Origin of the sequence: Klebsiella michiganensis, assembly GCA_000963575.1 — a bacterium.
In the GTDB taxonomy this organism is placed as follows: Bacteria; Pseudomonadota; Gammaproteobacteria; order Enterobacterales; family Enterobacteriaceae; genus Cedecea; species Cedecea michiganensis_A.
In genome coordinates this window covers 4589135-4613273 of sequence record CP011077.1, presented here as the reverse complement: position 1 = coordinate 4613273, position 24139 = coordinate 4589135, and the positions used below count along the sequence as shown (strand labels likewise).

Genomic DNA, 24139 nt, shown 5'->3' with positions numbered 1-24139 from the left:
CGCTATGTATAACATTTCCAGGCTACACGTCCGCTTTGCGATAAAGCTCGCTTTTGCCATTGTGCTGGCGGTGTTTGTCGGTTTTCACTTTGAGCTGGAAACGCCACGCTGGGCGGTGCTAACCGCCGCGATTGTTGCCGCCGGGCCCGCTTTTGCCGCCGGTGGAGAACCCTATTCCGGGGCTATCCGCTACCGCGGGATGTTGCGTATTATCGGGACGTTTATCGGCTGCGCGGCCGCGCTGGTTATCATTATTACCCTGATTCGTGCCCCGGTGGTCATGCTGTTGGTGTGCTGTATCTGGGCTGGGTTCTGTACCTGGATCTCTTCGCTGGTTCGCGTCGAAAACTCCTACGCCTGGGGGCTGGCTGGCTACACTGCGCTTATCATTGTGGTGACTATTCAGGTGGCTCCGCTGACCACGCCGCAGTTTGCCGTTGAGCGCTGTAGCGAAATCGTTATCGGGATTGTCTGTGCCATCGTTGCTGACCTGCTGTTTTCGCCGCGATCCATCAAGCAGGAAATTGATCGGGAACTGGATAATCTGCTGGTGGATCAATACCGGCTGATGCAGCTTTGCATTGCCCACGGCGATAAAGAAGAGGTGGATAAAGCCTGGAGCGGGCTGGTGCGTAAAGTCACCGCGCTGAACGGCATGCGCGCCAACCTGAATATGGAGTCTGCCCGCTGGGCGAAGGCCAACCGCCGCCTGAAAGCGATTAATACGCTTTCGCTGACGCTGATCACGCAGGCCTGTGAAACCTTCCTTATTCAAAACACCCGGCCTGAATATGTCACGCCAGAATTCCGTCAGCTTTTTGCCGCCGAAGTGGAAACCGCCGACGACGTTTATAAGCGCATGAAAGTGTTACGCCGGGCGATTTCTGTGATGGGCGAAAAGGCCACGCCGATCACCATTGGTTCCTGGATTTCCGCCTCAACCCGTTTTCTGCTGTTGAAGCGCGGGTTTATCAGTAACTGCCGTGTGAGTGCGATTGAAGAAGAAGTGCTGAACGGCGAGGCGGTGGTGAAGGTGGAATCCGCCGAAGGCCACCACGCGATGATTAACTTCTGGCGCACGACGATTTCCTGCGTGCTTGGAAGCCTGTTCTGGCTGTGGACCGGCTGGACATCCGGCAGTGGAGCGATGGTGATGATTGCGGTGGTCACAGCGCTGGCGATGCGCCTGCCTAATCCGCGCATGGTTTCGCTCGACTTCCTTTATGGCATGCTGGTGGCGCTTCCGCTCGGCGCGTTCTACTTCCTTGTGGTGCTGCCGTCAACGCAGCAGAGTATGCTGCTGCTGTGTATCAGCCTTGCCTTGCTGGGCTTCTTTATGGGCATCGAGGTACAGAAGCGGCGGCTGGGCTCTATGGGGGCGCTGGCCGGGACGATAAATATTATCGTGCTGGATAACCCGATGACGTTCCATTTCAGCAGCTTCCTGGACAGCGCGCTGGGGCAGATCGTCGGTTGTTTCCTTGCCATGATGGTGATCTTGCTGATCCGCGATAACTCGAAAGAGCGCACGGGCCGCACGCTGCTGAATCAATTTGTGTCCGCTGCGGTATCGGCGCTGACAACCAATAATGCCCGGCGTAAAGAGAACCACCTTCCGGCGCTTTATCAGCAGCTGTTTTTACTGCTGAACATGTTCCCTGGCGATATCGACCGCTATCGGCTGGCACTGACGTTAATCATCGCGCATCAACGCCTGCGCGATGCGCCTATCCCGGTGAATGACGATCTCTCTGCCTTCCACCGGCAGTTGCGCAAAACGGCGGATAAGGTCATTTCTGCCAGCAGCGATGATAAGAGAGAACGCTATTACGAAAGACTTTTAGGTGAGCTCGAAATTTATCAGGAGAAGCTTCGCCTGTGGGAAGCGCCGCTGCAGGTAACCGAGCCGGTGAAACGGCTGGCGGATATTTTACACCGCTACCGGCACACGCTGATCAGTGCCTGAGCCCAGCCCTAGCCTGAAGAGCCGACTAACAAGCCTCTGGTGATAGAAGAAATATCGGATGGCACGTTTAAACAAAAAGGAAAATCAATGCGTTGATTTTCGGCTGATAACCACAGAGAGGGAAAAACCACGCTTTTTCCCTTTATTGCCAGCAACATTGAGCCGACGCCTGCGTCGGCTTTTTTCTATCTATACTTAACTGCGGTCAATGGGATGAACACTTAGGAACGGGAGCAATTATGACGAATCAGACACTCCAGCAAAGTGAACTCTTTAAAACCGGTTATCTGGTTGCAGGCAAGTGGCATTCGCTTGAAGACACTTTTGATGTACTGAATCCTGCGACGGGGGAAATAGTGGCTAAAGTGGCCCGGGCAGGCAAACGAGAAACCGAAGCCGCGATTGATGCCGCCAGCAAAGCTTTCCCCGCCTGGCGGGCGAAAACCGCTAAACAGCGGTCTGAAATTCTCTACCGCTGGTTTGAACTGATGCTGGCGAACAAAAGCTGGCTCGCCCGGTTAATGACCCTTGAGCAGGGGAAGCCGCTCAAAGAGGCTGAGGGCGAGGTGGATTATGCCGCGAGCTTCATTCAGTGGTTCGCTGAACAGGCCAAACGCGCCAACGGGGAGATAATTCCTCCGGCTAAGCCCGGTTCTCGTATTCTGGCCACGCGCGAACCTGTGGGGGTGGTTGCGGCGATCACGCCGTGGAATTTCCCCATGGCGATGCTGACCCGCAAGCTTGGGCCTGCTCTGGCGGCGGGGTGTACCGGGGTGATCAAACCTGCGAATAACACACCGCTTTCCGCTTTTGCTCTGCTGGAACTGGCGACACAGGCTGGCGTGCCGGACGGCGTACTTAACGCCGTTGCCGGGACAACGCAGGAAATCAGCGATGCCATCATGGCAAGTCATCAGGTGCGCAAAATCTCATTCACTGGTTCAACGGCGGTCGGTAAAACGCTAATGCGTAACGCCGCCGAAACGATGAAAAAAGTGTCGATGGAACTGGGCGGCAATGCGCCCTATATCGTGTTTGATGACGCGGATATCGACGCGGCGGTAAAAGGCGCCATTGCTAACAAATTCCGTAATGCGGGCCAGGTGTGCGTCAGCGTTAATCGATTCTTTATTCAGCAAAATGTGTACGACAGTTTTGTGAATAAACTCGCTGAAGAGGTCAGGAAACTGAAGGTGGGCAATGGCCTGGAAGAGGGCGTTATCGTCGGACCTCTGATTGAGCAATCTGCGGTCGATAAAGTGCGAGAGCATGTTGATGACGCGCTGGCAAAAGGCGGGAAAGCCCTTGTCGGCGGCAAGCCCCATGAGCTGGGGGGGAATTTCTGGCAGCCAACCGTCATCATTGATGCGAGCGACGATATGAAGCTTGCCAGGGAAGAGACGTTTGGCCCTCTTGCGGCCTGCTTCCGCTTTGAAACGGAAGAAGAGGTCATCGAAAGAGCCAACAATACGCCATTTGGGCTGGCGGCCTATTTCTATACCCAGAATTTGCAGCGCGTTTTCCGCGTCTCGCAGGCTCTGGAAAGCGGCATGGTCGGGATCAATGAATGCGCTGTCTCTACGGAGTTGGGGCCCTTCGGCGGTGTGAAAGAGTCGGGCTTAGGACGTGAAGGCTCCGTGCTGGGGCTGGATGAGTTCCTGGAAGTGAAAACGCTACATATCGGCGGGCTTTAGCTCAGCGCTTGCTTAAAAGAGTCAGGACGGCAGCGATGAAAAAATTTACTTTTGATTTTAACCACATCGACGACAACCTGGCTTTCTATCGCCAGTTTGCGGAGCAACTCTCGCTACGTAAAGAGCAGGTTCACGATCTGGATAGCCTGTGGGACGTGGTCACGGCGTCAATGCTGCCGCTGCCCGTGGAGATCGAGTTTGCTCACTTACCTGAGAGTAAGCGGCGTAGATTCGGGGCGCTCATTCTGCTCTTTGACGAGGCAGAAGAAGAACTGGAAGGCCAGCTCCGTTTTAACATTCACGGCTAGCGCGTAATTCGTAGGCATAAAAAAGCCCCCGGCGAACGGGGGCAAAGTCGTAGGACAAGTACGACGAGGGTTTATTTGTACAGCTCTGCTGTTGCATGCCAGGTATCACCGGAACGAGCTTCGGTAATACGGTAAGCAGAGGCACCTTGTTCAGTGGCTTTCTGGGACAATTCCTGACGCATATCCATTGGGGCGCTGCCGACCTGGCTTACAGAAATGGAACCCATGGATTGCAGGCCTTGAGCTTGTTCGCTGTTGATCTGGTGTGCGGCTGCGTTAGCGCCTAAAGAGATAACGGACAGCAGGCTCAGTGCGGCGATAGTTAATTTGGTTTTCATAGTCTTTACTCCTGAAGGTTTAACGTGGCGGCCGGAAGGGCTTACTAGCATTTATTCTACTTAGGGCCGCCGAGGCATAACGTTTCTAACGACATCAATTCAACTGGCTTATGGCTAAGAACGATTATTTGTACAGTTCTGCCGTTGCATGCCAGTGTCCACCAGTGCGGGCTTCGATCACGCGGTAAGCGGAAGCACCATTTTGCTCAGCTTTCTGGTTCAGCATTTCGTGCATATCCATCGGAGAACTGCCGATGTCATCGACGGATACGGTACCCAGTGACTGGCGATTCTGCGCTTGCTGAGCGTCGATAGAGTCAGCGGCGAAAACGCCGAATGACAGAGCGGAGAGCAGGCTGGCGGTAACTAAAGTGGCTTTCATGTTCATGGTTTTTTCCTCGTCGTATTCTTTTGGTTGGGTCATCGTTCTGTGACCCTCATCACGAAATTAAGTATACACTAGTTACGGGAAAAATTAATACCCTGCTAATTGTTGCCTATGCAACTTTAAGTTAACGAAATGATTTTTTATTCCCATAGGTTATTAAAAAGACGTTTTTATCACGGCTTTTTTGTTAAATATAAGTAAAATCATATATATGGGTGAATTTAACTATTTGTGCGGTAGTGTGCAGCACAATGCCCTGTGGAATGGTATTGAAGCAATTCCATACGCTGGATAGAGGTTTGTTTACGGAAGATTACCGAATGCGAGGCCCGCCGTGTAATGACGGCGGGCTGCCAGGAGGAGGAAATTACAGTTCTTGTTCGAACAGCACCAGAATGGCTTCGTACAGCTCTTTCACCGTGAAGTTGTTTGCCGGAGTGGTGAAAATGGTGTCGTCCCCGGCAATGGTGCCAAGAATACCTTCCGCTTTCCCCAGTGAATCCAGCAGGCGAGCAATGAGCTGCGCGGCGCCAGGGCTGGTGTGGATAACCACGACCGCATCGTTATAGTCGATATCCAGAACCAGGTTTTTTAGCGGGCTGGAGGTTGTCGGGACGCCCAGTTCGGCAGGAAGGCAATAAACCATTTCCATTTTTGCATTGCGCGTTCTTACGGCGCCAAACTTAGTCAGCATGCGGGAAACTTTGGATTGGTTGATGTTTTCGAAGCCGTCGTTTTGTAACGCCTGAACTATCTCGCCCTGTGAGCTGAATTTCTCTTCTTTAAGTAATGCTTTGAAAGCCTTTACTAATTCTTCTTGTTTTGAGGAGTTACGCATAAATAACCTATCCTGGGTAAAAGAGATAACATTATTATGCATTTAAATGAATTTTTATGCAAATCGTTCATCTTCCTTCAGATGCCTGATAATACGGCGGCCTGAATACGGTGGAAGAATCATCCGGCGGAGAACAGCCTGAAATAATGTTATGAAAGCGGGCGATTTTATCAAATTTCGTTATCGGCGAACATGCCTGTGTCACGACTCGCAAATAAGCTTCAAAGTAAATTAAATGTTATCAAAATGATGTTGTTTTGGTGTGCGCGGAGGGGTAATGTAACCGCCGTTGATGTAACCACATCAGGTCGTGACCGGGCGCTATGGCGTCGTTCCTCCCGGCGAGTAAATGCAGCAGCAACGCAGTCGATGATTGTTTTATATCGCAATCTGGCGGCGGGAAGATTGTAATTACCTCCTCTCTGGATTATGGTCGCCACCGCATGGAGTTACGGCACGATTTTGCTAACCATAATAAGGAGTTTAGGATGAAAGTTGCAGTCCTCGGCGCAGCTGGCGGTATCGGCCAGGCGCTTGCCCTTCTACTTAAGACCCAACTGCCTTCAGGCTCAGAACTCTCTCTGTATGACATTGCGCCAGTAACCCCAGGGGTTGCGGTGGATCTGAGTCATATCCCGACTGACGTGAAAATTAAAGGTTTCTCCGGCGAAGATGCTACCCCTGCGCTGGTGGGTGCTGATGTGGTGCTGATCTCCGCGGGCGTAGCGCGTAAACCAGGTATGGATCGCTCCGACCTGTTCAACGTGAACGCGGGCATCGTGAAGAACCTGATCGAGCAAGTGGCGAAAACTGCCCCTAAAGCCTGCATCGGTATTATTACCAACCCGGTTAACACCACCGTGGCGATTGCAGCAGAAGTGCTGAAAAAAGCGGGTGTTTACGATAAGAACAAACTGTTCGGCGTTACAACGCTGGATATCATCCGCTCCAACACCTTTGTTGCCGAGCTGAAAGGCAAGCAGCCAACGGATATCGAAGTACCGGTTATTGGCGGCCACTCTGGCGTGACCATTCTGCCGCTGCTGTCTCAGATCCCTGGCGTGAGCTTCACCGAACAGGAAGTGGCTGACCTGACCAAACGTATCCAGAACGCGGGTACTGAAGTGGTTGAAGCGAAAGCCGGCGGCGGGTCCGCAACGCTGTCTATGGGCCAGGCTGCGGCTCGTTTCGGTCTGTCTCTGGTTCGCGCTCTGCAGGGCGAAAGCAATGTTGTTGAATGCGCTTACGTTGAAGGCGACGGCGAGCACGCACGTTTCTTCTCTCAGCCACTGCTGCTGGGTAAAAACGGTATCGTTGAGCGCAAGGCTATCGGCACCCTCAGCGCGTTTGAGAAAAACGCGATGGAAGGCATGCTGGATACCCTGAAGAAAGATATTCAGCTGGGCGAAGAATTCGTTAAGTAATCGACGGCTGGATAAAAAAAACCGGAACTAAGGTTCCGGTTTTTTTATGTCCGCCGTTTAGCTTCCGGCGGGATATTCCTGAACGGTGACCTGCAGCGTGAGCTTCTTGTCTTCACGCATGACTTCAACCGGAATCACTGAGCCCGGACGAATTTCCGCCACCTGGTCCATGGTTTCCAGCGCCGAAATGGCCGGTTTGTGGTTCACCGAGATGATCACGTCGTTAACCTGAATACCGGCCTGCGCCGCCGGACCGTCCGGTGAGACGGCATTAACGATAATGCCTTGTAGCTGATCGATGCCGGTGGACGGCCCATGAAGTGGGGTGATTTCTCTGCCACCAATGCCGATGTAGCCGCGAATAACCCGACCGTCGCGGATAAGCTTGTCCATTATCTTGGTCGCCAACTGGGTAGGTATCGCAAAACCAATCCCTTCTGGCGTTTCCCCGTCATTGCTCTTGTCAAATGACAGGGTGTTGATGCCCATCAGTTCCCCGAGCGAGTTCACCAGCGCCCCGCCAGAGTTGCCGCGGTTAATCGAGGCATCAGTTTGCAGGAACGACTGCCGCCCGGACGGGCTCAGGCCGATGCGTCCTGTGGCACTGATAATGCCCTGGGTCACCGTTTGCCCAAGGTTGTAAGGGTTCCCGATGGCCATAACAACATCGCCAATATGCGGCTGGCGTTTGCCGTTAATAGGAATGATTGGCAGATTGGTGGCGTTGATTTTCAGCACCGCGAGGTCGGTCAGGCTGTCGGAGCCAATAAGCAGTGCTTCAAATACTCGCCCATCCTGGAGCGCGACGATGATCTGCTCTGCATCGTTGATAACGTGCTTGTTGGTGATGATGTAGCCACGTCCATCCATAATAACGCCGGAACCGAGCGTCTTAATTTGCAGCTGGTTTTGGCCGTTATTGCCGACGCTGCGGTTGTACACGTTCACCACCGCCGGAGCAGCACGGCGCACCGCCGGATTAAAGCTCATCGGCGTTTCGTCTGTACTGTCGTATTGCGCAGGTACGAGTGGACCAACGGCTTTGCGTAACGATGGCATCGCGAGCAGCAGCAGCCCCGCAACAATCAGCCCAATGACCACCGAACGTAAGATCTTTAGAAACATGAGTTTGAGTTAATGAGTGAGAGATCGACCGCAGAATAGCACGAGTTGAACGGACATCGTACAGACGATGTCCGTTTCTCTGCTCCGGTTAACGCAACAGCAGATAGAGGCTCTGTTCCCCGCGGACCACATGCAGCGCAATGACCGCCGGCTTGGTTTCCAGCACTTTGCGCATTTCGGCGATGGTATGAATGCGCTCGCGGTTAATGCCGACGATGATATCGTCCTTGTGCAGACCAACCTGAGCCGCAGGTGTGCCTTTATCCACATTATCCAGCCGAATGCCCTTCCCGCCGTCCTTGAGTTGCCCATCGCTTAGCGTAGCCCCTTGCAGCGCAGGCAGGATCATTTCAGCGCTGGCGGAAGAGGCGGTGCTTTTATCCAGCGTGACGCTAACCTCCAGCGGTTTGCCGTCGCGCAGCAGGCCCAGTTTCACTACGGTACCCGGCTCGGTTGTGGCGATTTTTGCTCTAAGCTCGGCGAAACTGCCCAGCGGGTTACCGTTCAGGCTGGTGATGATATCCCCGGCTTTAACACCCGCTTTTGCCGACCCTGACTGAGGCAGGACTTCACTGACAAACGCGCCGCGTTGGGTGGAAAGGTTAAACGCTTTGGCGATGTCAGCGTTCATCTCCATGCCTTTGATGCCCAGCAGGCCCCGTTTGATTTCACCAAATTCCATCAGCTGTTTGGCGAGGGTTTGGGCCATATTGCTCGGGATAGCAAAACCAATCCCTACGCTGCCGCCGGCGGGGGCAAGGATCGCGGTGTTGATGCCGATCAGCTCGCCGTTCAGGTTTAGCAGGGCGCCGCCGGAGTTACCGCGGTTGATTGAAGCATCGGTCTGAATAAAGTTCTCCAGGCCTTCAAGGTTAAGACCGCTGCGGCCCAGGGCGGAAACAATCCCTGAGGTGGCGGTTTGACCGAGACCAAATGGGTTACCTACCGCAACGGCAAAATCACCCACTTTGAGCTTGTCAGAGTCGGCCACTTTGATTTCAGTAAGCCCGGTTGCGTTTTGCAGCTGAAGTAGCGCGATGTCGCTTTGGTCATCCCCGCCAATCAGTTTGGCATCAAACTCACGCCCGTCATTCAGCTGCACGCTGATTTTTTGCGCCTGGTTGATTACATGGTTATTGGTCAGGACATAGCCTTTGGCGGCGTTGATGATGACGCCGGAGCCTAAGCCTTCAAACTGCTGCGGCGTGTCGGAGGGGGCTTCATCGCCGTAGAATTTCTTGAACTCTTCCGGCACTTTCTGGCTGGAAGCTGAGGCGGTGCCTTCAACCTGAACGCTGACAACCGCCGGCAAGACTTTTTCCAGCATCGGCGCAAGGCTTGGCAAAGCCGGCTGGCCTGGAACCTGGGAAGGCAGTGACGCACTTGCCAGAGGGGATACGCCGAGCGTCAGGCCGACGCTTAACGCTAATGCACTCAACAGCCGTGTTTGTTTCTTCATTGGATGCTGGCTCTCGTCACCTGGAAAAAGGAATGCCCACTAACGCAATTGATGTTATTGAAATATCAATCGACTCACAATGGCGTAATAAGAAAGCACAAGACAATTAAATGATAGCTGGGTCAGGAAAGGATGGGGCACTTGAACTGTGCCCCGGAAAGCCAAAGCAGGGATTAATCGCGTTTTGCACCGGCGCGAAGCAGGCCGGAAGCACCGTCTGAATAATCACGCGGCATCTGAACCGGCGCCTGATCGTTACCGGCTTCAGACTCGGCAAGGCGGTTACGGAACGGATTGGCTTCCGCCGTCATTTCCGGCAGCAGGCTGCTGGAGCTTTTCGCCATGTGCTGATAAAGCTGACGATAATCGTGCGCCATGTTATCCAGCAGCTCGGCGCTGCGGGCAAAATGGCTGACTAACTCTTCGCGGTACTCTTCAAGCTCCGCTTTGTTTTTTTCCAGCTCATACTGCAGAGCTTGCTGTTGGCGCAGCTTACGGTTGCCGAAACGCATGGCTACGGCGCCGATAATAAGGCCCACCACTAACCCAATAAGCGCATATTCCCAAGTCATGAACTTCTCCCGTTATCTTGTGATTCCGTAGGGTAATGTAGCCACTATAACCGTTAACCTAAGAGAAGTGGAATCCTGACGCTGCATCGCTTAGGGTAGAACGGCCTTTTTTTCGACAACCGGTTCGAAAATGGCAGTGAACGGCTATCCGATTATAAAGGGAACATAATAATACCATGCAAAATCTCTCTCCTGCATCGCGCTACCAGCAGGCCCTGGCAGAAGGCAGTTTTCAACCTGATGACGTACAGCACGACGCGATTATGCGCCTGGACGCTATCTGGCAGGCATTGTCCGTGGCTCAAACACCTGCGCCTGCCGGTGGGTTGCTGACTAAGTTTGGCAAGCTGTTTAGTAAAAAAGCAGAGCAGGCCGGGAAGGAACCCGCTCGAGGCTTGTATATGTGGGGAGGCGTGGGGCGAGGTAAAACCTGGCTGATGGATATGTTTTTTCAGAGTTTGCCGGGAGAGCGTAAGCTCAGGCTGCACTTTCACCGCTTCATGCTCCGGGTTCATGAGGAGCTGGCGCAGCAGCAAGGCCACTCCGATCCGCTGGAAATCATCGCTGATGGCTTTAAGGCTGAGACAGATGTGCTGTGTTTCGACGAGTTTTTTGTCTCTGACATCACCGATGCCATGCTGCTGGGCACGCTGATGAAAGCGCTTTTTGCGCGAGGTATCACGCTGGTGGCGACGTCGAACATCCCGCCGGATGATTTGTATCGTAATGGGCTACAGCGGGCGCGATTCTTACCCGCCATTGAAGCAATTAAACGCTATTGCGACGTGATGAACGTCGATGCCGGGATTGATTACCGCCTGAGAACGCTAACTCAGGCTCATCTCTGGCTGTCACCGCTGGATACAGCGTCAGCCCAGCAAATGGAAAAGCTTTATGTCGCCCTGGCCGGTACAAAGCGGGAAGGTGCGCCGGTGCTGGAAATCAACCATCGACCAATGGCGACGCTTGGGATAGCGAACCAGACGTTGGCTATCGATTTCAGCACGCTATGCGTGGACGCGCGTAGCCAGCATGATTACATCGCGCTTTCCCGGCAGTTCCACACTGTCCTGCTGTTTAATGTGCCGGTGATGACGATGCTGATGGAGAGTGAGGCGCGTCGTTTTATCGCCCTGGTGGACGAATTCTATGAGCGCCACGTAAAGCTGGTTGTGTCCGCTGAGACCGAGCTATTCGCTATTTATCAAGGGGAAAGACTTAAATTTGAGTTCCAGCGCTGTCTTTCGAGGCTGCAGGAAATGCAAAGCGAGGAATATTTACGCCGCCCTCATCTGCCCTGACGATGAATATGTGATATCAACGACAAATTGTGGTCGATCTTTGAGGTCGACTTCTCTATAATCTTGCGACCCCACGTTACAACCAAAGTTTTTTTCCCAAAACTTTTGTCGTGCCGGCATAGGCTATTCGAAGGGGTAGGTTTGCTGGACAATGTCGCGTGAACCTCGACTGATTTTAAACGTTTGGGTGTTCACCAACGTGTAACTATATATTGGGTAAGCTTTTAATGAAAACTTTTACAGCTAAACCAGAAACTGTACAGCGCGACTGGTATGTCGTTGATGCTGAAGGTAAGACCTTAGGTCGTCTGGCTACTGAACTGGCTCGCCGTCTGCGCGGTAAGCATAAAGCGGAATACACTCCGCACGTTGATACTGGTGATTACATCATCGTTCTGAACGCTGACAAAGTTGCTGTAACTGGCAACAAGCGTACTGACAAAGTGTACTACCACCACACCGGCCACATCGGTGGTATCAAACAAGCGACCTTTGAAGAGATGATTGCCCGCCGTCCTGAGCGTGTGATTGAAATCGCGGTTAAAGGCATGCTGCCAAAGGGCCCGCTGGGTCGTGCAATGTTCCGTAAACTGAAAGTTTACGCGGGCACCGAGCACAACCACGCGGCACAGCAACCGCAAGTTCTGGACATTTAATCGGGATTATAGGCAATGGCTGAAAATCAATACTACGGCACTGGTCGCCGCAAAAGTTCCGCAGCTCGCGTGTTTATCAAACCGGGCAACGGCAAAATCGTTATCAACCAACGTTCTCTGGAACAGTACTTCGGTCGTGAAACTGCCCGCATGGTAGTTCGTCAGCCGCTGGAACTGGTCGACATGGTTGAGAAACTGGATCTGTACATCACCGTTAAAGGTGGTGGTATCTCTGGTCAGGCTGGTGCGATCCGTCACGGTATCACCCGCGCTCTGATGGAGTACGATGAGTCCCTGCGTTCCGAGCTGCGTAAAGCTGGCTTCGTTACCCGTGATGCTCGTCAGGTTGAACGTAAGAAAGTCGGTCTGCGTAAAGCACGTCGTCGTCCTCAGTTCTCCAAACGTTAATTGTTCCTGCCTGTTCAGGCAGCAAACAATTGGCAAAAAACCCGGTCCTGGTACCGGGTTTTTTTATGCCCGTAATTTATATTATTGCCTCTAACATTTTGAAATAATTTGCCTTTTAGGCAAATTCAATATACGACCACCACAAAACCAGTAAAATCTGGTAAACTATCATCCAATTTTCTGCCCAAATGTCGGCATCAAGTTGTTTTCGCCCCGTTTTGTGGCGTCAGCGATGTTTCGGCTAAGCATTGGGTAATAAACGGTCAGGTTAGTCGCCGCTTGCGGCTATTAGCAGTAATTTTCTGGATAAACTTGGAGGTTTTCATGGCTGTCGCTGCCAACAAACGTTCGGTGATGACGCTGTTTTCCGGTCCTACTGACATCTACAGCCACCAGGTACGTATCGTTCTGGCTGAGAAAGGTGTTAGCGTTGAAATTGAGCATGTTGAAACGGATAACCTGCCTCAGGATCTGATTGACCTCAACCCCAATCACAGCGTACCGACCCTGGTTGACCGCGAGCTGACGCTGTGGGAATCCCGCATCATCATGGAATACCTTGATGAGCGTTTCCCGCACCCACCTTTGATGCCGGTTTACCCGGTTGCGCGTGGTGAAAGCCGTCTGTACATGCACCGCATTGAGAAAGACTGGTATTCCCTGATGAACGTGGTGATGAACGGCTCCGCACAGGAAGCGGAAGCAGCGCGTAAGCAGCTGCGCGAAGAGCTATTGAGCATCGCCCCGGTATTTACCCAGAAGCCTTTCTTCCTGAGCGATGAGTTCAGCCTGGTAGACTGCTACCTGGCTCCGCTGCTGTGGCGCTTGCCGCAAATGGGCATTGAGCTGACAGGGGCGGGTTCCAAAGAGATGAAAGGGTATATGACCCGCGTCTTTGAGCGCGATTCCTTCCTGGCCTCTTTGACCGAACCTGAGCGCGAAATGCGTCTGCAGACCCGAGGCTAATTGATGGATATGTCGCAGCTGTCGCCGCGCCGTCCTTATCTGCTGCGGGCCTTTTATGAGTGGCTGCTGGATAATCAGCTCACTCCACACCTGGTGGTAGATATTACGCTGCCGGGTGTACAGGTTCCGATGGAGTACGCGCGAGACGGGCAAATTGTGTTGAACATCGCGCCGCGTGCCGTAGGGAATCTGGAGCTGGCAAATGACGAAGTGCGCTTTAACGCGCGTTTCGGCGGTGTGCCCCGTCAGGTAAACGTGCCTATGGCCGCCGTTCTGGCTATCTATGCGCGTGAGAATGGCGCGGGCACCATGTTTGAGCCGGAAGCGGGCTACGATGAAGACGTGGAAAGCCACAACGATGACCAGCCCGCAGTCGGCGAGTCTGAAACAGTTATGCAGGTTATTGACGGCGATCGCCCGGATCACGGCGATGATGACAATAGCCCGGATGACGATCCGCCGCCGCCTCGCGGTGGCCGCCCCGCACTGCGCGTGGTGAAATAACAAAAAAAGCCAGTCGAAAGACTGGCTTTTTTATGGAGTAATGACGGGGAATCTGGCGGCCGAAGCCGCCAAATTTATAACGCTTACACCTCGAGGAAGTTCAGGATCCCGTCTGCGGCTTTACGTCCTTCGGCAATGGCTGTCACCACCAGATCGGAACCGCGAACCGCATCGCCACCGGCGAAGATTTTTGGATTGCTGGTCTGGAAAGCGTTCTCGCTGCCTTCTGGCGCGATAATACGGCCCTGGCTGTCCAGCTCAACGCTGTGCTGCTCCAGCCATGTCATGCTGTGAGGACGGAAACCAAAGGCCATCACTACGGCATCGGCAGGCAGTACGTGTTCGGAACCGGCGACGATCTCCGGGCGACGACGGCCATTAGCATCCGGCGCACCCAGTTCAGTTCGGGCTACTTTCACACCGCAAACCCGGCCATTAGCGTTAATTTCCACGCCCAGCGGCTGCAGGTTGAACTGGAACTCCACGCCTTCTTCACGCGCGTTTTTCACTTCGCGTTTGGAGCCAGGCATGTTTTCTTCGTCACGACGGTAGGCACAGGTCACATGGGTTGCACCCTGGCGCACTGAAGTACGCACACAGTCCATAGCGGTGTCACCGCCACCCAGCACGACAACGCGTTTGCCTTCCATGCTGACATACGGTTCTTCAGTGGTTTCGCTGAAGCCCATGATCTGCTTGGTATTTGCGATGAGGAACGGCAGGGCGTCATAAACGCCCGGCGCGTCTTCATTTTCAAGGCCACCGCGCATGGACTGATAGGTACCGACGCCGAGGAACACGGAATCGTATTCCCCAAGCAGCTCGTCCATCTGAACATCGCGGCCCACTTCGGTATTGAGTTTGAATTCAATCCCCATCCCGCTGAAGATCTCGCGACGCTTGGTCATTACCTCTTTTTCCAGCTTAAAGGCCGGAATACCGAAGGTCAGCAGACCGCCGATTTCAGGATGTCGGTCGTAAACCACCGCTTTCACGCCGTTACGCGCCAGAACGTCTGCACAGGCGAGTCCCGCGGGACCAGCCCCGATGATCGCCACGCGCTTACCGGTTTGCTTCACGCCGGTCAGGTCTGGCTTCCAGCCCATCTCAATCGCTTTATCGTTGATATAGCGCTCGATGTTGCCGATGGTCACTGCCCCGAACTCGTCATTCAGCGTACAGGAACCTTCACAAAGACGGTCCTGCGGGCAAACTCGACCACACACTTCCGGCAGGCTGTTGGTCTGGTGAGACAGCTCGGCGGCCTCAATGATGCGACCCTCATTGGCCAGTTTTAGCCAGTTTGGAATGTAGTTATGAACCGGGCACTTCCACTCGCAGTACGGGTTGCCGCAGGAGAGACAGCGGTCGGCCTGCGCCTTGGCCTGCCCCTCAGAGAACGGCTCGTAGATTTCCACAAATTCAATTTTGCGGATCTTCAGCGGCTTCTTCGGCGGATCAACGCGCTGCAAGTCGATAAATTGATAAACGTTTTGACTCATCGTGACCTCTTACTGCGCCTGCACCCGCAGCTCAGCTGCGGAACGACTGCGGTGACCCAACAATGCTTTGACATCACTGGACTTCGGTTTAACCAGGGTGAATTTCGAGGCGAATGCCGGCCAGTTGGCCAGGATCTCTTCACCGCGCTGGGAGCCGGTCAGCTGAACGTGCTCGGTGATCATGCCGCGCAAATGCTCTTCATGAATCGCCAGCTCTTCCACATTCAGTAATTCAACCAGTTCCGGGTTTACGCGTTTGCGGAATTCACCGTCTTCGTCCAGTACGTAGGCGAAACCGCCCGTCATACCAGCCCCGAAGTTAACCCCCGTTTTGCCCAGAATACAGACGATACCGCCGGTCATATATTCACAGCCGTTATCGCCGATGCCTTCAACCACGGTAATCGCGCCGGAGTTACGCACTGCGAAACGCTCACCGGCACGGCCTGCGGCATACATCTTCCCGCCGGTGGCGCCGTACAGGCAGGTGTTGCCGATAATGGTCGCCTCGTGGCTGCGGAAGGCTGAGCCTACCGGCGGACGCAGAGAAATCAGCCCGCCCGCCATGCCTTTGCCGACATAGTCGTTGGCATCGCCGGTCAGATGCAGCTCAACGCCGCCCGCGTTCCAGACGCCGAAGCTCTGGCCTGCGGTACCGTTAAAGTGCGCCTTGATTGGGTCAGACGCCAGGCCCTGATCGCCGTGCTGCTGAGCGATGTAGCCGGAGAGCGAAGCCCCGATCGAACGGTCGGTGTTGCGGATATCAAACCAGAAGGTTTTGCTCTGTTTGTCGTCCACATACGCCTGCGCCTGGTTCAGCAGCTGTGCGTTAAGGTCGCCCTTATCAAACGGCGGGTTATGCTCGGTGCAGTACACCGCTTTGCCCGGCATCGGTTCAGCCGTTTTCAGAAGAGCGGATAGATCCAGCTTCTGTTGTTTAGCCGTGAACCCGTCCAGCTCTTTCAGCAGATCGGTGCGGCCAATCAAATCAACCAGACGCTTCACGCCCAGCAGCGCCATCAGTTCGCGGGTTTCGCGAGCAATGAATTCAAAGTAGTTGGTCACTTTGAACGGCAGGCCGTGGTAATGGTTTTTACGCAGCTTGTCATCCTGAGTTGCAACGCCGGTAGCGCAGTTGTTCAGGTGACAAATTCGCAGGTATTTACAGCCCAGAGCAACCATTGGCCCGGTACCGAAGCCGAAGCTTTCTGCCCCAAGAATGGCCGCCTTAATGATGTCGAGGCCGGTTTTCAGGCCGCCGTCCACCTGCAAGCGAATCTTATGACGCAAGCCGTTAGCAACCAGCGCCTGCTGGGTTTCCACCAGACCAAGCTCCCACGGGCAGCCCGCGTATTTCACGGACGACAGTGGGCTTGCGCCGGTGCCGCCGTCGTAGCCGGCAATGGTAATCAGGTCGGCATAGGCTTTGGCTACGCCTGTTGCGATGGTGCCGACGCCCGGTTCGGAAACCAGCTTCACGGAAATCATCGCCTTGGGATTAACCTGTTTCAGGTCGAAAATCAGCTGCGCCAGATCCTCGATAGAGTAGATATCGTGGTGAGGCGGAGGTGAAATCAGCGTTACGCCCGGCACGGAATAACGCAGCTTGGCGATATAAGGCGTTACTTTATCGCCCGGCAGCTGGCCGCCTTCGCCCGGCTTCGCGCCCTGCGCGACTTTGATCTGGATAACGTCGGCATTGACCAGATAAGCAGGCGTCACGCCGAAACGACCGGAAGCAACCTGCTTGATACGGGACACTTTATTGGTGCCGTAGCGCGCCGGATCTTCACCGCCTTCGCCGGAGTTAGAGTTCCCGCCGATGCTGTTCATCGCTTCAGCCAGGGATTCGTGTGCTTCCGGGCTCAGGGCGCCGATGGACATTGCCGCGGTATCGAAGCGTTTGAACAGTTCGGTCGCTGGCTCAACGTCTTCAATCTTGATTGATTCGTCCTGCGGATTCAGCGCAAGCATATCGCGCAGCGTCGCAACCGGGCGCTCGTTAACCAATTTCGCATACTGCTGATAGTCGCTGTACTCGCCGCTTTGTACCGCTTTTTGCAGCGTCTGCACCACGTCCGGGTTGTAGGCATGGTATTCCCCACCGTGGACGAACTTCAGCTGGCCGCCTTGATCAAGCGGTTTACGTACCAGCCAGGCACGTTTGGACAGGTTCAGCAGATCCTGCTGGAAGTCACTAAAGCCCGCGCCGCCGATACGGCTGACCGCACCCTGGAAGCAAAGCTCGGACACTTCTTTGTGCAGACCGACGGCTTCAAACAGCTTAGAGCAACGGTAGGAGGCGATAGTCGAGATGCCCATTTTGGACATGATCTTGTACAGCCCTTTATTGATGCCGTTGCGGTAGTTCTGCATCACGGTGCGGTAGTTTTTGTCGATAGCGCCGTTATCGACCAGCTTCGCCAGGGTTTCATAGGCGAGGTACGGGTAGATAGCCGTTGCCCCGAAACCGAGCAGCACGGCAAAGTGGTGCGGGTCACGGGCGCTGGCGGTCTCAACAATGATGTTGGCGTCACAGCGCAGGCTCTTCTCGACGAGACGCGTCTGGATAGCGCCCACGGCCATCGGGGCCGGAACCGGCAGGCGATTTTTGGCAATATTACGGTCGGACAGCACCAGCAAGACGGTGCCGTTACGTACCATGCGTTCAGCTTCGTCGCAAAGTGCCATCACGGTTTCGTGCAGCGACTTCTCTGTCACGTCATAGGTGATGTCGAGCGTATCGGCGCGATAATGCTCTTCTTCCAGCGTGGTGAGCTGCTGGAAATCAGACCACAGCAGAATTGGCGATTTGAAGCTCAGGCGGTGCGCCTGGCCTTCTGCCTCGCAGAAGACGTTCATTTCGCGGCCGATGCTGGTGGCCAGGGACATGACGTGCGCTTCACGCAGCGGGTCGATTGGCGGGTTTGTCACCTGCGCAAACTGCTGACGGAAGTAGTCGTAAATAATGCGTGGCTGGCTGGAAAGCACGGCGAATGGGGTATCATCGCCCATTGAGCCCACGGCTTCCTGGCCATTTTCGCCCAGCACGCGGATCACTGAATCCAGCTCTTCGCTGCTGTAGTTAAACTGTTTCTGGTAGCTGGCAAGCGTGTCGTCATCCAGTTCCCGCGAGCCCACTTTTTCATCCGGCAGATCTTCAAACGGCACCAGGCGGCGAACGTTGTTCTCCATCCACTCTTTATAAGGATGGCGGCTTTTCAGCTCAGCATCGGTTTCGGCGGAATGCAGAATGCGCCCCACGCGGGTATCAATAACCATCAGTTCGCCCGGACCAACGCGGCCTTTCTCAACCACTTCATCCGGCTGGTAGTCCCAGATCCCGACTTCAGAGGCGCAGGTAATGAGCTTGTCTTTGGTTATCACGTAGCGTGCCGGACGCAGGCCGTTACGGTCCAGGTTACAGGCGGCGAAGCGCCCGTCGGACATCACGATACCGGCCGGGCCATCCCACGGCTCCATGTGCATGGAGTTAAAGTCGAAGAAGGCACGCAGCTCAGGATCCATGTTTGGGTTGTTCTGCCATGCTGGCGGAACCAGCAGACGCATGGCGCGCACGATATCCATCCCGCCCGCCAGCAGCAGCTCAAGCATGTTATCCATGGAACTGGAGTCGGAACCGGTTTCGTTTACGAACGGTGCGGCATCGTGCAGATCGGGGATCAGCGGCGTCTGGAATTTATAGGTACGGGCGCGTGCCCATTGGCGGTTACCGGTGATGGTATTGATTTCACCGTTGTGGGCCAGATAACGGAACGGCTGAGCCAGCGGCCAGCGCGGCACGGTGTTGGTGGAGAAACGCTGGTGGAACAGGCAAATGGCCGATTCCAGGCGCAGGTCCGCCAGGTCCAGGTAGAAGCGCGGCAGATCTGCCGGCATACACAGGCCTTTATAAATGTTCACCAGGTTAGACAGACTGCAGATATAGAAGTCTTTATCTTCCTGGATACGTTTTTCGATACGGCGACGGGCGATAAACAGGCGGCGTTCCATATCACGCGGACGCCAGCCCGCGGGTGCGTTAACGAAAATTTGTTCAATACGTGGCAGAGAGGAGAGGGCGATTTCACCGAGCACGTCTTTATTCACCGGCACTTCACGCCAGCCAACAATAGACAGGGTTTCGTTTTGCAGCTCTTCTTCAACAATGCGGCGGCTGGCGCGGGCAAGCGCGTCATCCTGGTTCAAGAAAATCATGCCAACGGCATAGTTCTTGGCCAAACGCCAATGGCGTTCTTCTGCAACAATGCGGAAGAAACGATCGGGTTTTTGCAGCAGCAGACCACAGCCATCGCCGGTTTTACCGTCGGCAAGGATGGCACCACGGTGCTGCATACGGGCTAGCGCGTGAATAGCGGTACGCACTACCTTGTGGCTAGGTTCGCCTTCTATGTGGGCGATCAGGCCGAAACCACAGTTATCCTTCTCAAGGGATTTATCGTACAACATATCAGTGAACCTCCCCAGGCTCTACGTTACTCCCAACCGTTTGCGCATGGACGCAGCAAGGGCATGGCGACGGGGTTTGCGCATCTTACGCTTGCCTCGCGTGTCGCCCTCTTAATGTCCAACGCATCCGGTGTCACAAGTGTTGAGGACTTGCTTTAGAGGGAATCTCAATTACTGCATAAATATGATGGGCACAGAACCCATCCAGAAAGCTTCCAGCGGATTTCCAACTTATCGGGAAAGAGCACACAGGTCAAATGGCATTCTTATTTATACAGAATTGTACTAAGAGTAGGGTAACGATATGAATATAATGGAATTTTTAGCTTTTTTTCCTGCGGCGATGGCTCGGCGAACGCCGGGCGTTCTGTGATCGTCCTCACTATCCTAAAGCGCTTGAAACTCCAGACCATGCTGGCATGAGTGGTATTGCCAGCATGATATGCTGCTTAACCCCCGTGGAGTGCAGCATGCCACTGTTTTTAACCCCTCGTCATATTCTTTAAATAAAGGGCAACGTCATAAGGAAAAGTAATCAAGTCCGACGTGAATAGAGTTGCACTTATTCTGGGTTTTTATGCAATAGGTAAGGCTGCGCCGAAGCGATTGATCCAGGTCATCGCCGGTGCGAGAAGAAAATGGCAGGCTAGGCCCCTTTTTCGGGACGGCCCATCAGATTATGCAGTTACAGAAATTAGTCAATATGTTTGGCGGCGATCTCTCTCGTCGCTATGGGCAAAAAGTCCATAAACTCACGCTGCATGGCGGTTTCAGTTGCCCTAATCGCGACGGCACTATCGGGCGAGGCGGCTGCACTTTTTGCAACGTGGCCTCTTTTGCAGACGAAGACCAGCAGCATAATTCCATTGCCGAACAGCTCGCACACCAGGCTAGCCGGGTGAATCGCGCTCAGCGTTATCTGGCCTATTTCCAGGCCTATACCAGCACCTGGGCTGAGGTGCAGGTGCTGCGGTCGATGTACCAACAGGCGGTGAGCCAGACCAGCATTGTGGGGCTGTGCGTCGGAACCCGGCCTGACTGCGTGCCCGACAGCGTGCTGGATTTACTCAGCGATTATCATGCACAGGGCTATGAAGTGTGGCTGGAACTGGGGTTGCAGACGGCGAATGACAAAACGCTGCATCGGATTAACCGTGGGCACGACTTCGCTTGTTATCAGGAGACTACATGCCGGGCCCGGGCGCGAGGTTTAAAGGTTTGCGGCCATCTGATTGTCGGTTTGCCCGGTGAAGGCCAGCAGCAATGTATGGATACGCTGGCGAAGGTGGTTGAAACCGGCGTGGACGGCCTGAAGCTGCACCCTTTGCATATCGTGGACGGCAGTACGATGGCCAAAAGTTGGCGAGCAGGTCGCCTGGAGGGGATTGCGCTGGATGAGTACGTCGTCACTGCGGGAGAAATGATTCGCCATACGCCGCTTGATGTGGTGTTCCATCGCATTTCGGCTCACGCCCGGCGTCCAACCTTACTTGCGCCTTTATGGTGTGAGAACCGCTGGGCCGCTATGGTCGATATAAACCGGTATTTGCTGGCGCACGGCGCGCAGGGCTCGGCGCTGGGAACACCGTGGGATCTCTCAGTTCTATCGTAAATCCTGAGCCCGGTTCCTTTTTGCGGTATATTTAGCGCATCCAAGACGAAGGAATCGTTCCATGAAGCAAATTCGGTTATTGGCGCAGTATTACGTTGATCTTATGGTGAAGCTGGGGCTGGTCCGCTTCTCCCTGCTGCTGGCCTCGGCGCTTGTCCTGCTGGCGATGGTGGTGCAAATGGCCGTCACCATGCTGCTGCGCGGCCAGGTTGAAAGTATCGACGTTGTTCGCTCTATCTTCTTTGGTTTGTTGATTACCCCCTGGGCGGTTTACTTCCTGTCGGTTGTTGTAGAACAGCTCGAGGAGTCCAGGCAGCGGCTGTCGAAGCTGGTGGAGAAGCTGGAGGAAATGCGCGAGCGCGACCTCATTCTCAACGTGCAGCTGAAGGACAATATCTCCCAGCTAAATCAGGAAATCGCCGACCGTGTAAAAGCCGAGGCTGAGCGCCAGACCATGCTGGAGCAGCTTAAAGTTGAGATGCAGGAGCGTGAAGAGACGCAGATCCGGCTCGAACAGCAATCCTCTTTCCTGCGTTCTTTCCTCGATGCTTCTCCCGATCTGGTCTTCTACCGCAATGAAGATCGGGAGTTTTCAGGCTGTAACCGGGCGATGGAACTGCTGACCGGTAAGAGCGAGAAACAGCTGATTCACCTTAAGCCGCAGGACGTTTATTCTGCAGAAGCCGCTGATAAAGTGCTGGAAACCGATGAAAAAGTGTTCCGCCACAATGTGTCTCTGACCTATGAGCAGTGGCTGGATTATCCGGATGGGCGCAAAGCCTGTTTTGAAATTCGTAAAGTGCCTTACTACGACCGCGTCGGTAAACGCCACGGGCTGATGGGCTTTGGCCGCGATATTACCGAGCGTAAACGCTACCAGGACGCACTGGAACGTGCGAGCCGGGATAAGACCACCTTTATCTCTACCATCAGCCACGAGCTGCGTACGCCGCTTAACGGCATTGTCGGCCTGAGCCGCATTCTGCTGGACACCGATCTCACCGCCGAGCAGACCAACTATCTGAAAACGATTCATGTCTCTGCCATCACGCTTGGCAATATTTTCAACGATATTATCGATATGGATAAGCTCGAGCGCCGCAAAGTGCAGCTCGATAACCAGCCGGTTGATTTCACCAGCTTCCTGGCCGATCTGGAGAACCTCTCCGGGCTTCAGGCTCAGCAGAAAGGGCTGTCGTTTGTGATGGACCCAACACTACCGCTGCCGCATAAGGTAGTAACGGACGGAACGCGCTTACGCCAGATCCTCTGGAACCTGATCAGCAATGCCGTGAAGTTCACGCCGAAAGGGGGATTGGTCACGGTGCGCGTTCGTTATGAAGAAGAGAGCTGTCTGCGCTTTGAGGTTCAGGACTCCGGGATTGGTATTCCGGTGGACGAGCAGGACAAAATTTTTGCTATGTACTATCAGGTCAAAGACAGTCACGGCGGCAAGCCGGCGACCGGAACCGGGATTGGGCTTGCGGTTTCTCGCCGTCTGGCGAAAAGCATGGGCGGAGACATCACCGTCACCAGCAAGCCGGGTGAAGGATCGCTGTTCACGCTGACCGTTCATGCACCGAGCGTGGCGGAGGAAGTAGAAGACACGCTTGAAGATGACGATATGCCGCTGCCGGCGCTGCACGTACTGCTGGTAGAGGATATTGAGCTTAACGTTATCGTCGCGCGTTCGGTACTTGAGAAGCTGGGCAACAGCGTGGATGTAGCAATGACCGGTAAAGACGCGCTGGAAATGTTTATGCCGGGTGAATATGACCTTGTGCTGCTGGATATCCAACTGCCGGATATGACCGGCCTGGATATCTCCCGCGAACTGAATAAGCGTTTTAGCAAAGATGAGCTGCCGCCGCTGGTGGCGTTAACGGCCAATGTGCTGAAAAACAAGACTGAGTATCTTGAGGCCGGGATGGACGATGTGCTGAGTAAGCCGCTCGCCGTGCCGGCCTTGATGTCGATGATCCAAAAATTCTGGGATAACCAGATAACGGACAAGGAGCCTACGGTGACAAAAGTCGATAGTGAAAAACAGCAAGCGTTACTCGATATTCCGATGCTCGAACAATATATCGAGCTGGTGGGGCCAAAACTCATTACCGATGGCCTGGCGATGTTTGAAAAAATGATGCCGGGTTATTTAGAGGTTCTCGATTCCAATATGACCGCGCGGGATAACAAAGGCGTGGTGGAAGAGGGGCACAAAATAAAAGGCGCGGCGGGTTCCGTTGGTTTGCGGCATTTACAGCAAGTTGCCCAGCAAATTCAATCTCCGGACTTACCTGCGTGGTCTGATAATGTCGGTGAATGGATCGAAGAGCTGAAACAAGAGTGGCAACATGACGTTAGCGTATTAAAGGCGTGGGTTGCTGACGCTGGAAAAAAATGACCCCGGCCAGGCCGGGGTGCGCGAATACTGCGCCAACACCAGGGAAAACAGGGTTGCGCCTTTTTTAGCGTTGAATTATCGAATGGCACAACCAGCAATTCGCGGGCTGTCAGCCATATAAGATAGCAAACCTTATAATATTTGTTACGTGAATCAGTAAAATATGTGAAGCATAGCGATCAAATTAACCTGGTTGAGACTGAT

General features: G+C 54.1%; 19 protein-coding genes. 11 read left to right on the top strand and 8 right to left on the bottom strand.

The window, feature by feature from the left end:
* Positions 1–4 precede the first annotated feature (4 nt).
* The 3 genes from VW41_21370 to VW41_21360 all read left to right on the top strand — a co-directional run bounded on the left by VW41_21370 (position 5) and on the right by VW41_21360 (position 3968).
* A complete protein-coding gene (locus VW41_21370; protein AJZ91386.1) occupies positions 5–1966 on the top strand; it encodes a p-hydroxybenzoic acid efflux subunit AaeB in 1962 nt (653 codons plus the stop codon).
* Between the two features lie 239 nt (positions 1967–2205).
* A complete protein-coding gene (gene gabD / locus VW41_21365; GenBank protein ID AJZ91385.1) occupies positions 2206–3660 on the top strand; it encodes a succinate-semialdehyde dehydrogenase in 1455 nt (484 codons plus the stop codon).
* A 35-nt stretch (positions 3661–3695) separates the two neighbouring features.
* Positions 3696–3968, top strand: coding sequence for a hypothetical protein (locus VW41_21360; GenBank protein ID AJZ91384.1), 273 nt, complete (start codon positions 3696–3698; stop codon positions 3966–3968).
* Positions 3969–4039: 71 nt separating this feature from the next.
* On the opposite strand, the gene VW41_21355 is transcribed toward VW41_21360, so the two are convergent.
* From VW41_21355 to VW41_21345, 3 genes are all read right to left on the bottom strand, one after another.
* The gene (locus VW41_21355) at positions 4040–4306 is read right to left on the bottom strand and encodes a membrane protein (protein AJZ91383.1); all 267 of its coding nucleotides are present in this window, start codon (positions 4304–4306) and stop codon (positions 4040–4042) included.
* 124 nt (positions 4307–4430) lie between these two features.
* Positions 4431–4694 (bottom strand): membrane protein, encoded by a 264-nt coding sequence (locus tag VW41_21350; GenBank protein ID AJZ92046.1) that lies wholly within the window; start codon positions 4692–4694, stop codon positions 4431–4433.
* Between the two features lie 367 nt (positions 4695–5061).
* Entirely contained in the window at positions 5062–5532 is a 471-nt protein-coding gene (locus VW41_21345; GenBank protein ID AJZ91382.1) for an arginine repressor, read from the bottom strand.
* 488 nt (positions 5533–6020) lie between these two features.
* Here VW41_21345 and VW41_21340 point away from each other — a divergent pair, with 488 nt between their 5' ends.
* On the top strand, positions 6021–6956 hold the full coding sequence (locus VW41_21340; protein AJZ91381.1) for a malate dehydrogenase: 936 nt from the start codon (positions 6021–6023) through the stop codon (positions 6954–6956).
* 57 nt (positions 6957–7013) lie between these two features.
* On the opposite strand, the gene VW41_21335 is transcribed toward VW41_21340, so the two are convergent.
* From VW41_21335 to VW41_21325, 3 genes are all read right to left on the bottom strand, one after another.
* Entirely contained in the window at positions 7014–8081 is a 1068-nt protein-coding gene (locus tag VW41_21335; GenBank protein AJZ91380.1) for a serine endoprotease, read from the bottom strand.
* Positions 8082–8169: 88 nt separating this feature from the next.
* Entirely contained in the window at positions 8170–9540 is a 1371-nt protein-coding gene (locus VW41_21330) for a serine endoprotease DegQ (GenBank protein AJZ91379.1), read from the bottom strand.
* 173 nt (positions 9541–9713) lie between these two features.
* On the bottom strand, positions 9714–10112 hold the full coding sequence (locus VW41_21325; protein AJZ91378.1) for a hypothetical protein: 399 nt from the start codon (positions 10110–10112) through the stop codon (positions 9714–9716).
* A 176-nt stretch (positions 10113–10288) separates the two neighbouring features.
* Here VW41_21325 and VW41_21320 point away from each other — a divergent pair, with 176 nt between their 5' ends.
* From VW41_21320 to VW41_21300, 5 genes are all read left to right on the top strand, one after another.
* Positions 10289–11413 carry a hypothetical protein gene (locus VW41_21320; protein AJZ91377.1) on the top strand — a complete coding sequence of 375 codons (1125 nt, stop codon included), beginning with the start codon at positions 10289–10291 and terminating at the stop codon, positions 11411–11413.
* 227 nt (positions 11414–11640) lie between these two features.
* Positions 11641–12069, top strand: coding sequence for a 50S ribosomal protein L13 (locus VW41_21315; GenBank protein AJZ91376.1), 429 nt, complete (start codon positions 11641–11643; stop codon positions 12067–12069).
* Positions 12070–12084: 15 nt separating this feature from the next.
* Positions 12085–12477 carry a 30S ribosomal protein S9 gene (locus tag VW41_21310; protein ID AJZ91375.1) on the top strand — a complete coding sequence of 131 codons (393 nt, stop codon included), beginning with the start codon at positions 12085–12087 and terminating at the stop codon, positions 12475–12477.
* Between the two features lie 324 nt (positions 12478–12801).
* Positions 12802–13443: a stringent starvation protein A gene (gene sspA / locus VW41_21305; GenBank protein ID AJZ91374.1), complete on the top strand. Its 642-nt coding sequence runs from the start codon at positions 12802–12804 to the stop codon at positions 13441–13443.
* A 3-nt stretch (positions 13444–13446) separates the two neighbouring features.
* Positions 13447–13947 carry a Clp protease ClpP gene (locus tag VW41_21300; GenBank protein AJZ91373.1) on the top strand — a complete coding sequence of 167 codons (501 nt, stop codon included), beginning with the start codon at positions 13447–13449 and terminating at the stop codon, positions 13945–13947.
* Between the two features lie 83 nt (positions 13948–14030).
* On the opposite strand, the gene VW41_21295 is transcribed toward VW41_21300, so the two are convergent.
* Positions 14031–15449: a glutamate synthase gene (locus VW41_21295; GenBank protein AJZ91372.1), complete on the bottom strand. Its 1419-nt coding sequence runs from the start codon at positions 15447–15449 to the stop codon at positions 14031–14033.
* Between the two features lie 9 nt (positions 15450–15458).
* Positions 15459–19916 (bottom strand): glutamate synthase, encoded by a 4458-nt coding sequence (gene gltB / locus VW41_21290; protein ID AJZ92045.1) that lies wholly within the window; start codon positions 19914–19916, stop codon positions 15459–15461.
* 682 nt (positions 19917–20598) lie between these two features.
* On the opposite strand from gltB, the gene VW41_21285 reads away from it, so the two are divergent.
* Together VW41_21285 and VW41_21280 are read left to right on the top strand one after the other, a co-directional pair.
* Positions 20599–21531, top strand: coding sequence for a hypothetical protein (locus VW41_21285; protein ID AJZ91371.1), 933 nt, complete (start codon positions 20599–20601; stop codon positions 21529–21531).
* A gap of 61 nt (positions 21532–21592) precedes the next feature.
* Positions 21593–23935 (top strand): aerobic respiration control sensor protein ArcB, encoded by a 2343-nt coding sequence (locus VW41_21280; protein ID AJZ91370.1) that lies wholly within the window; start codon positions 21593–21595, stop codon positions 23933–23935.
* The last annotated feature ends 204 nt before the right edge of the window (positions 23936–24139 follow it).

Bases quoted from the DNA above. Each gene is read 5' to 3' on its own strand.
- VW41_21295 (AJZ91372.1), bottom strand. From the start codon at position 15,449: ATGAGTCAAAACGTTTATCAATTTATCGACTTGCAGCGCGTTGATCCG.
- VW41_21320 (AJZ91377.1), top strand. From the start codon at position 10,289: ATGCAAAATCTCTCTCCTGCATCGCGCTACCAGCAGGCCCTGGCAGAA.
- VW41_21285 (AJZ91371.1), top strand. From the start codon at position 20,599: ATGCAGTTACAGAAATTAGTCAATATGTTTGGCGGCGATCTCTCTCGT.
- VW41_21300 (AJZ91373.1), top strand. From the start codon at position 13,447: ATGGATATGTCGCAGCTGTCGCCGCGCCGTCCTTATCTGCTGCGGGCC.
- VW41_21360 (AJZ91384.1), top strand. From the start codon at position 3,696: ATGAAAAAATTTACTTTTGATTTTAACCACATCGACGACAACCTGGCT.
- VW41_21355 (AJZ91383.1), bottom strand. From the start codon at position 4,306: ATGAAAACCAAATTAACTATCGCCGCACTGAGCCTGCTGTCCGTTATC.
- VW41_21335 (AJZ91380.1), bottom strand. From the start codon at position 8,081: ATGTTTCTAAAGATCTTACGTTCGGTGGTCATTGGGCTGATTGTTGCG.
- VW41_21280 (AJZ91370.1), top strand. From the start codon at position 21,593: ATGAAGCAAATTCGGTTATTGGCGCAGTATTACGTTGATCTTATGGTG.
- VW41_21315 (AJZ91376.1), top strand. From the start codon at position 11,641: ATGAAAACTTTTACAGCTAAACCAGAAACTGTACAGCGCGACTGGTAT.
- VW41_21330 (AJZ91379.1), bottom strand. From the start codon at position 9,540: ATGAAGAAACAAACACGGCTGTTGAGTGCATTAGCGTTAAGCGTCGGC.
- gabD (AJZ91385.1), top strand. From the start codon at position 2,206: ATGACGAATCAGACACTCCAGCAAAGTGAACTCTTTAAAACCGGTTAT.
- VW41_21350 (AJZ92046.1), bottom strand. From the start codon at position 4,694: ATGAACATGAAAGCCACTTTAGTTACCGCCAGCCTGCTCTCCGCTCTG.
- VW41_21310 (AJZ91375.1), top strand. From the start codon at position 12,085: ATGGCTGAAAATCAATACTACGGCACTGGTCGCCGCAAAAGTTCCGCA.
- VW41_21325 (AJZ91378.1), bottom strand. From the start codon at position 10,112: ATGACTTGGGAATATGCGCTTATTGGGTTAGTGGTGGGCCTTATTATC.
- VW41_21370 (AJZ91386.1), top strand. From the start codon at position 5: ATGTATAACATTTCCAGGCTACACGTCCGCTTTGCGATAAAGCTCGCT.
- VW41_21345 (AJZ91382.1), bottom strand. From the start codon at position 5,532: ATGCGTAACTCCTCAAAACAAGAAGAATTAGTAAAGGCTTTCAAAGCA.
- sspA (AJZ91374.1), top strand. From the start codon at position 12,802: ATGGCTGTCGCTGCCAACAAACGTTCGGTGATGACGCTGTTTTCCGGT.
- VW41_21340 (AJZ91381.1), top strand. From the start codon at position 6,021: ATGAAAGTTGCAGTCCTCGGCGCAGCTGGCGGTATCGGCCAGGCGCTT.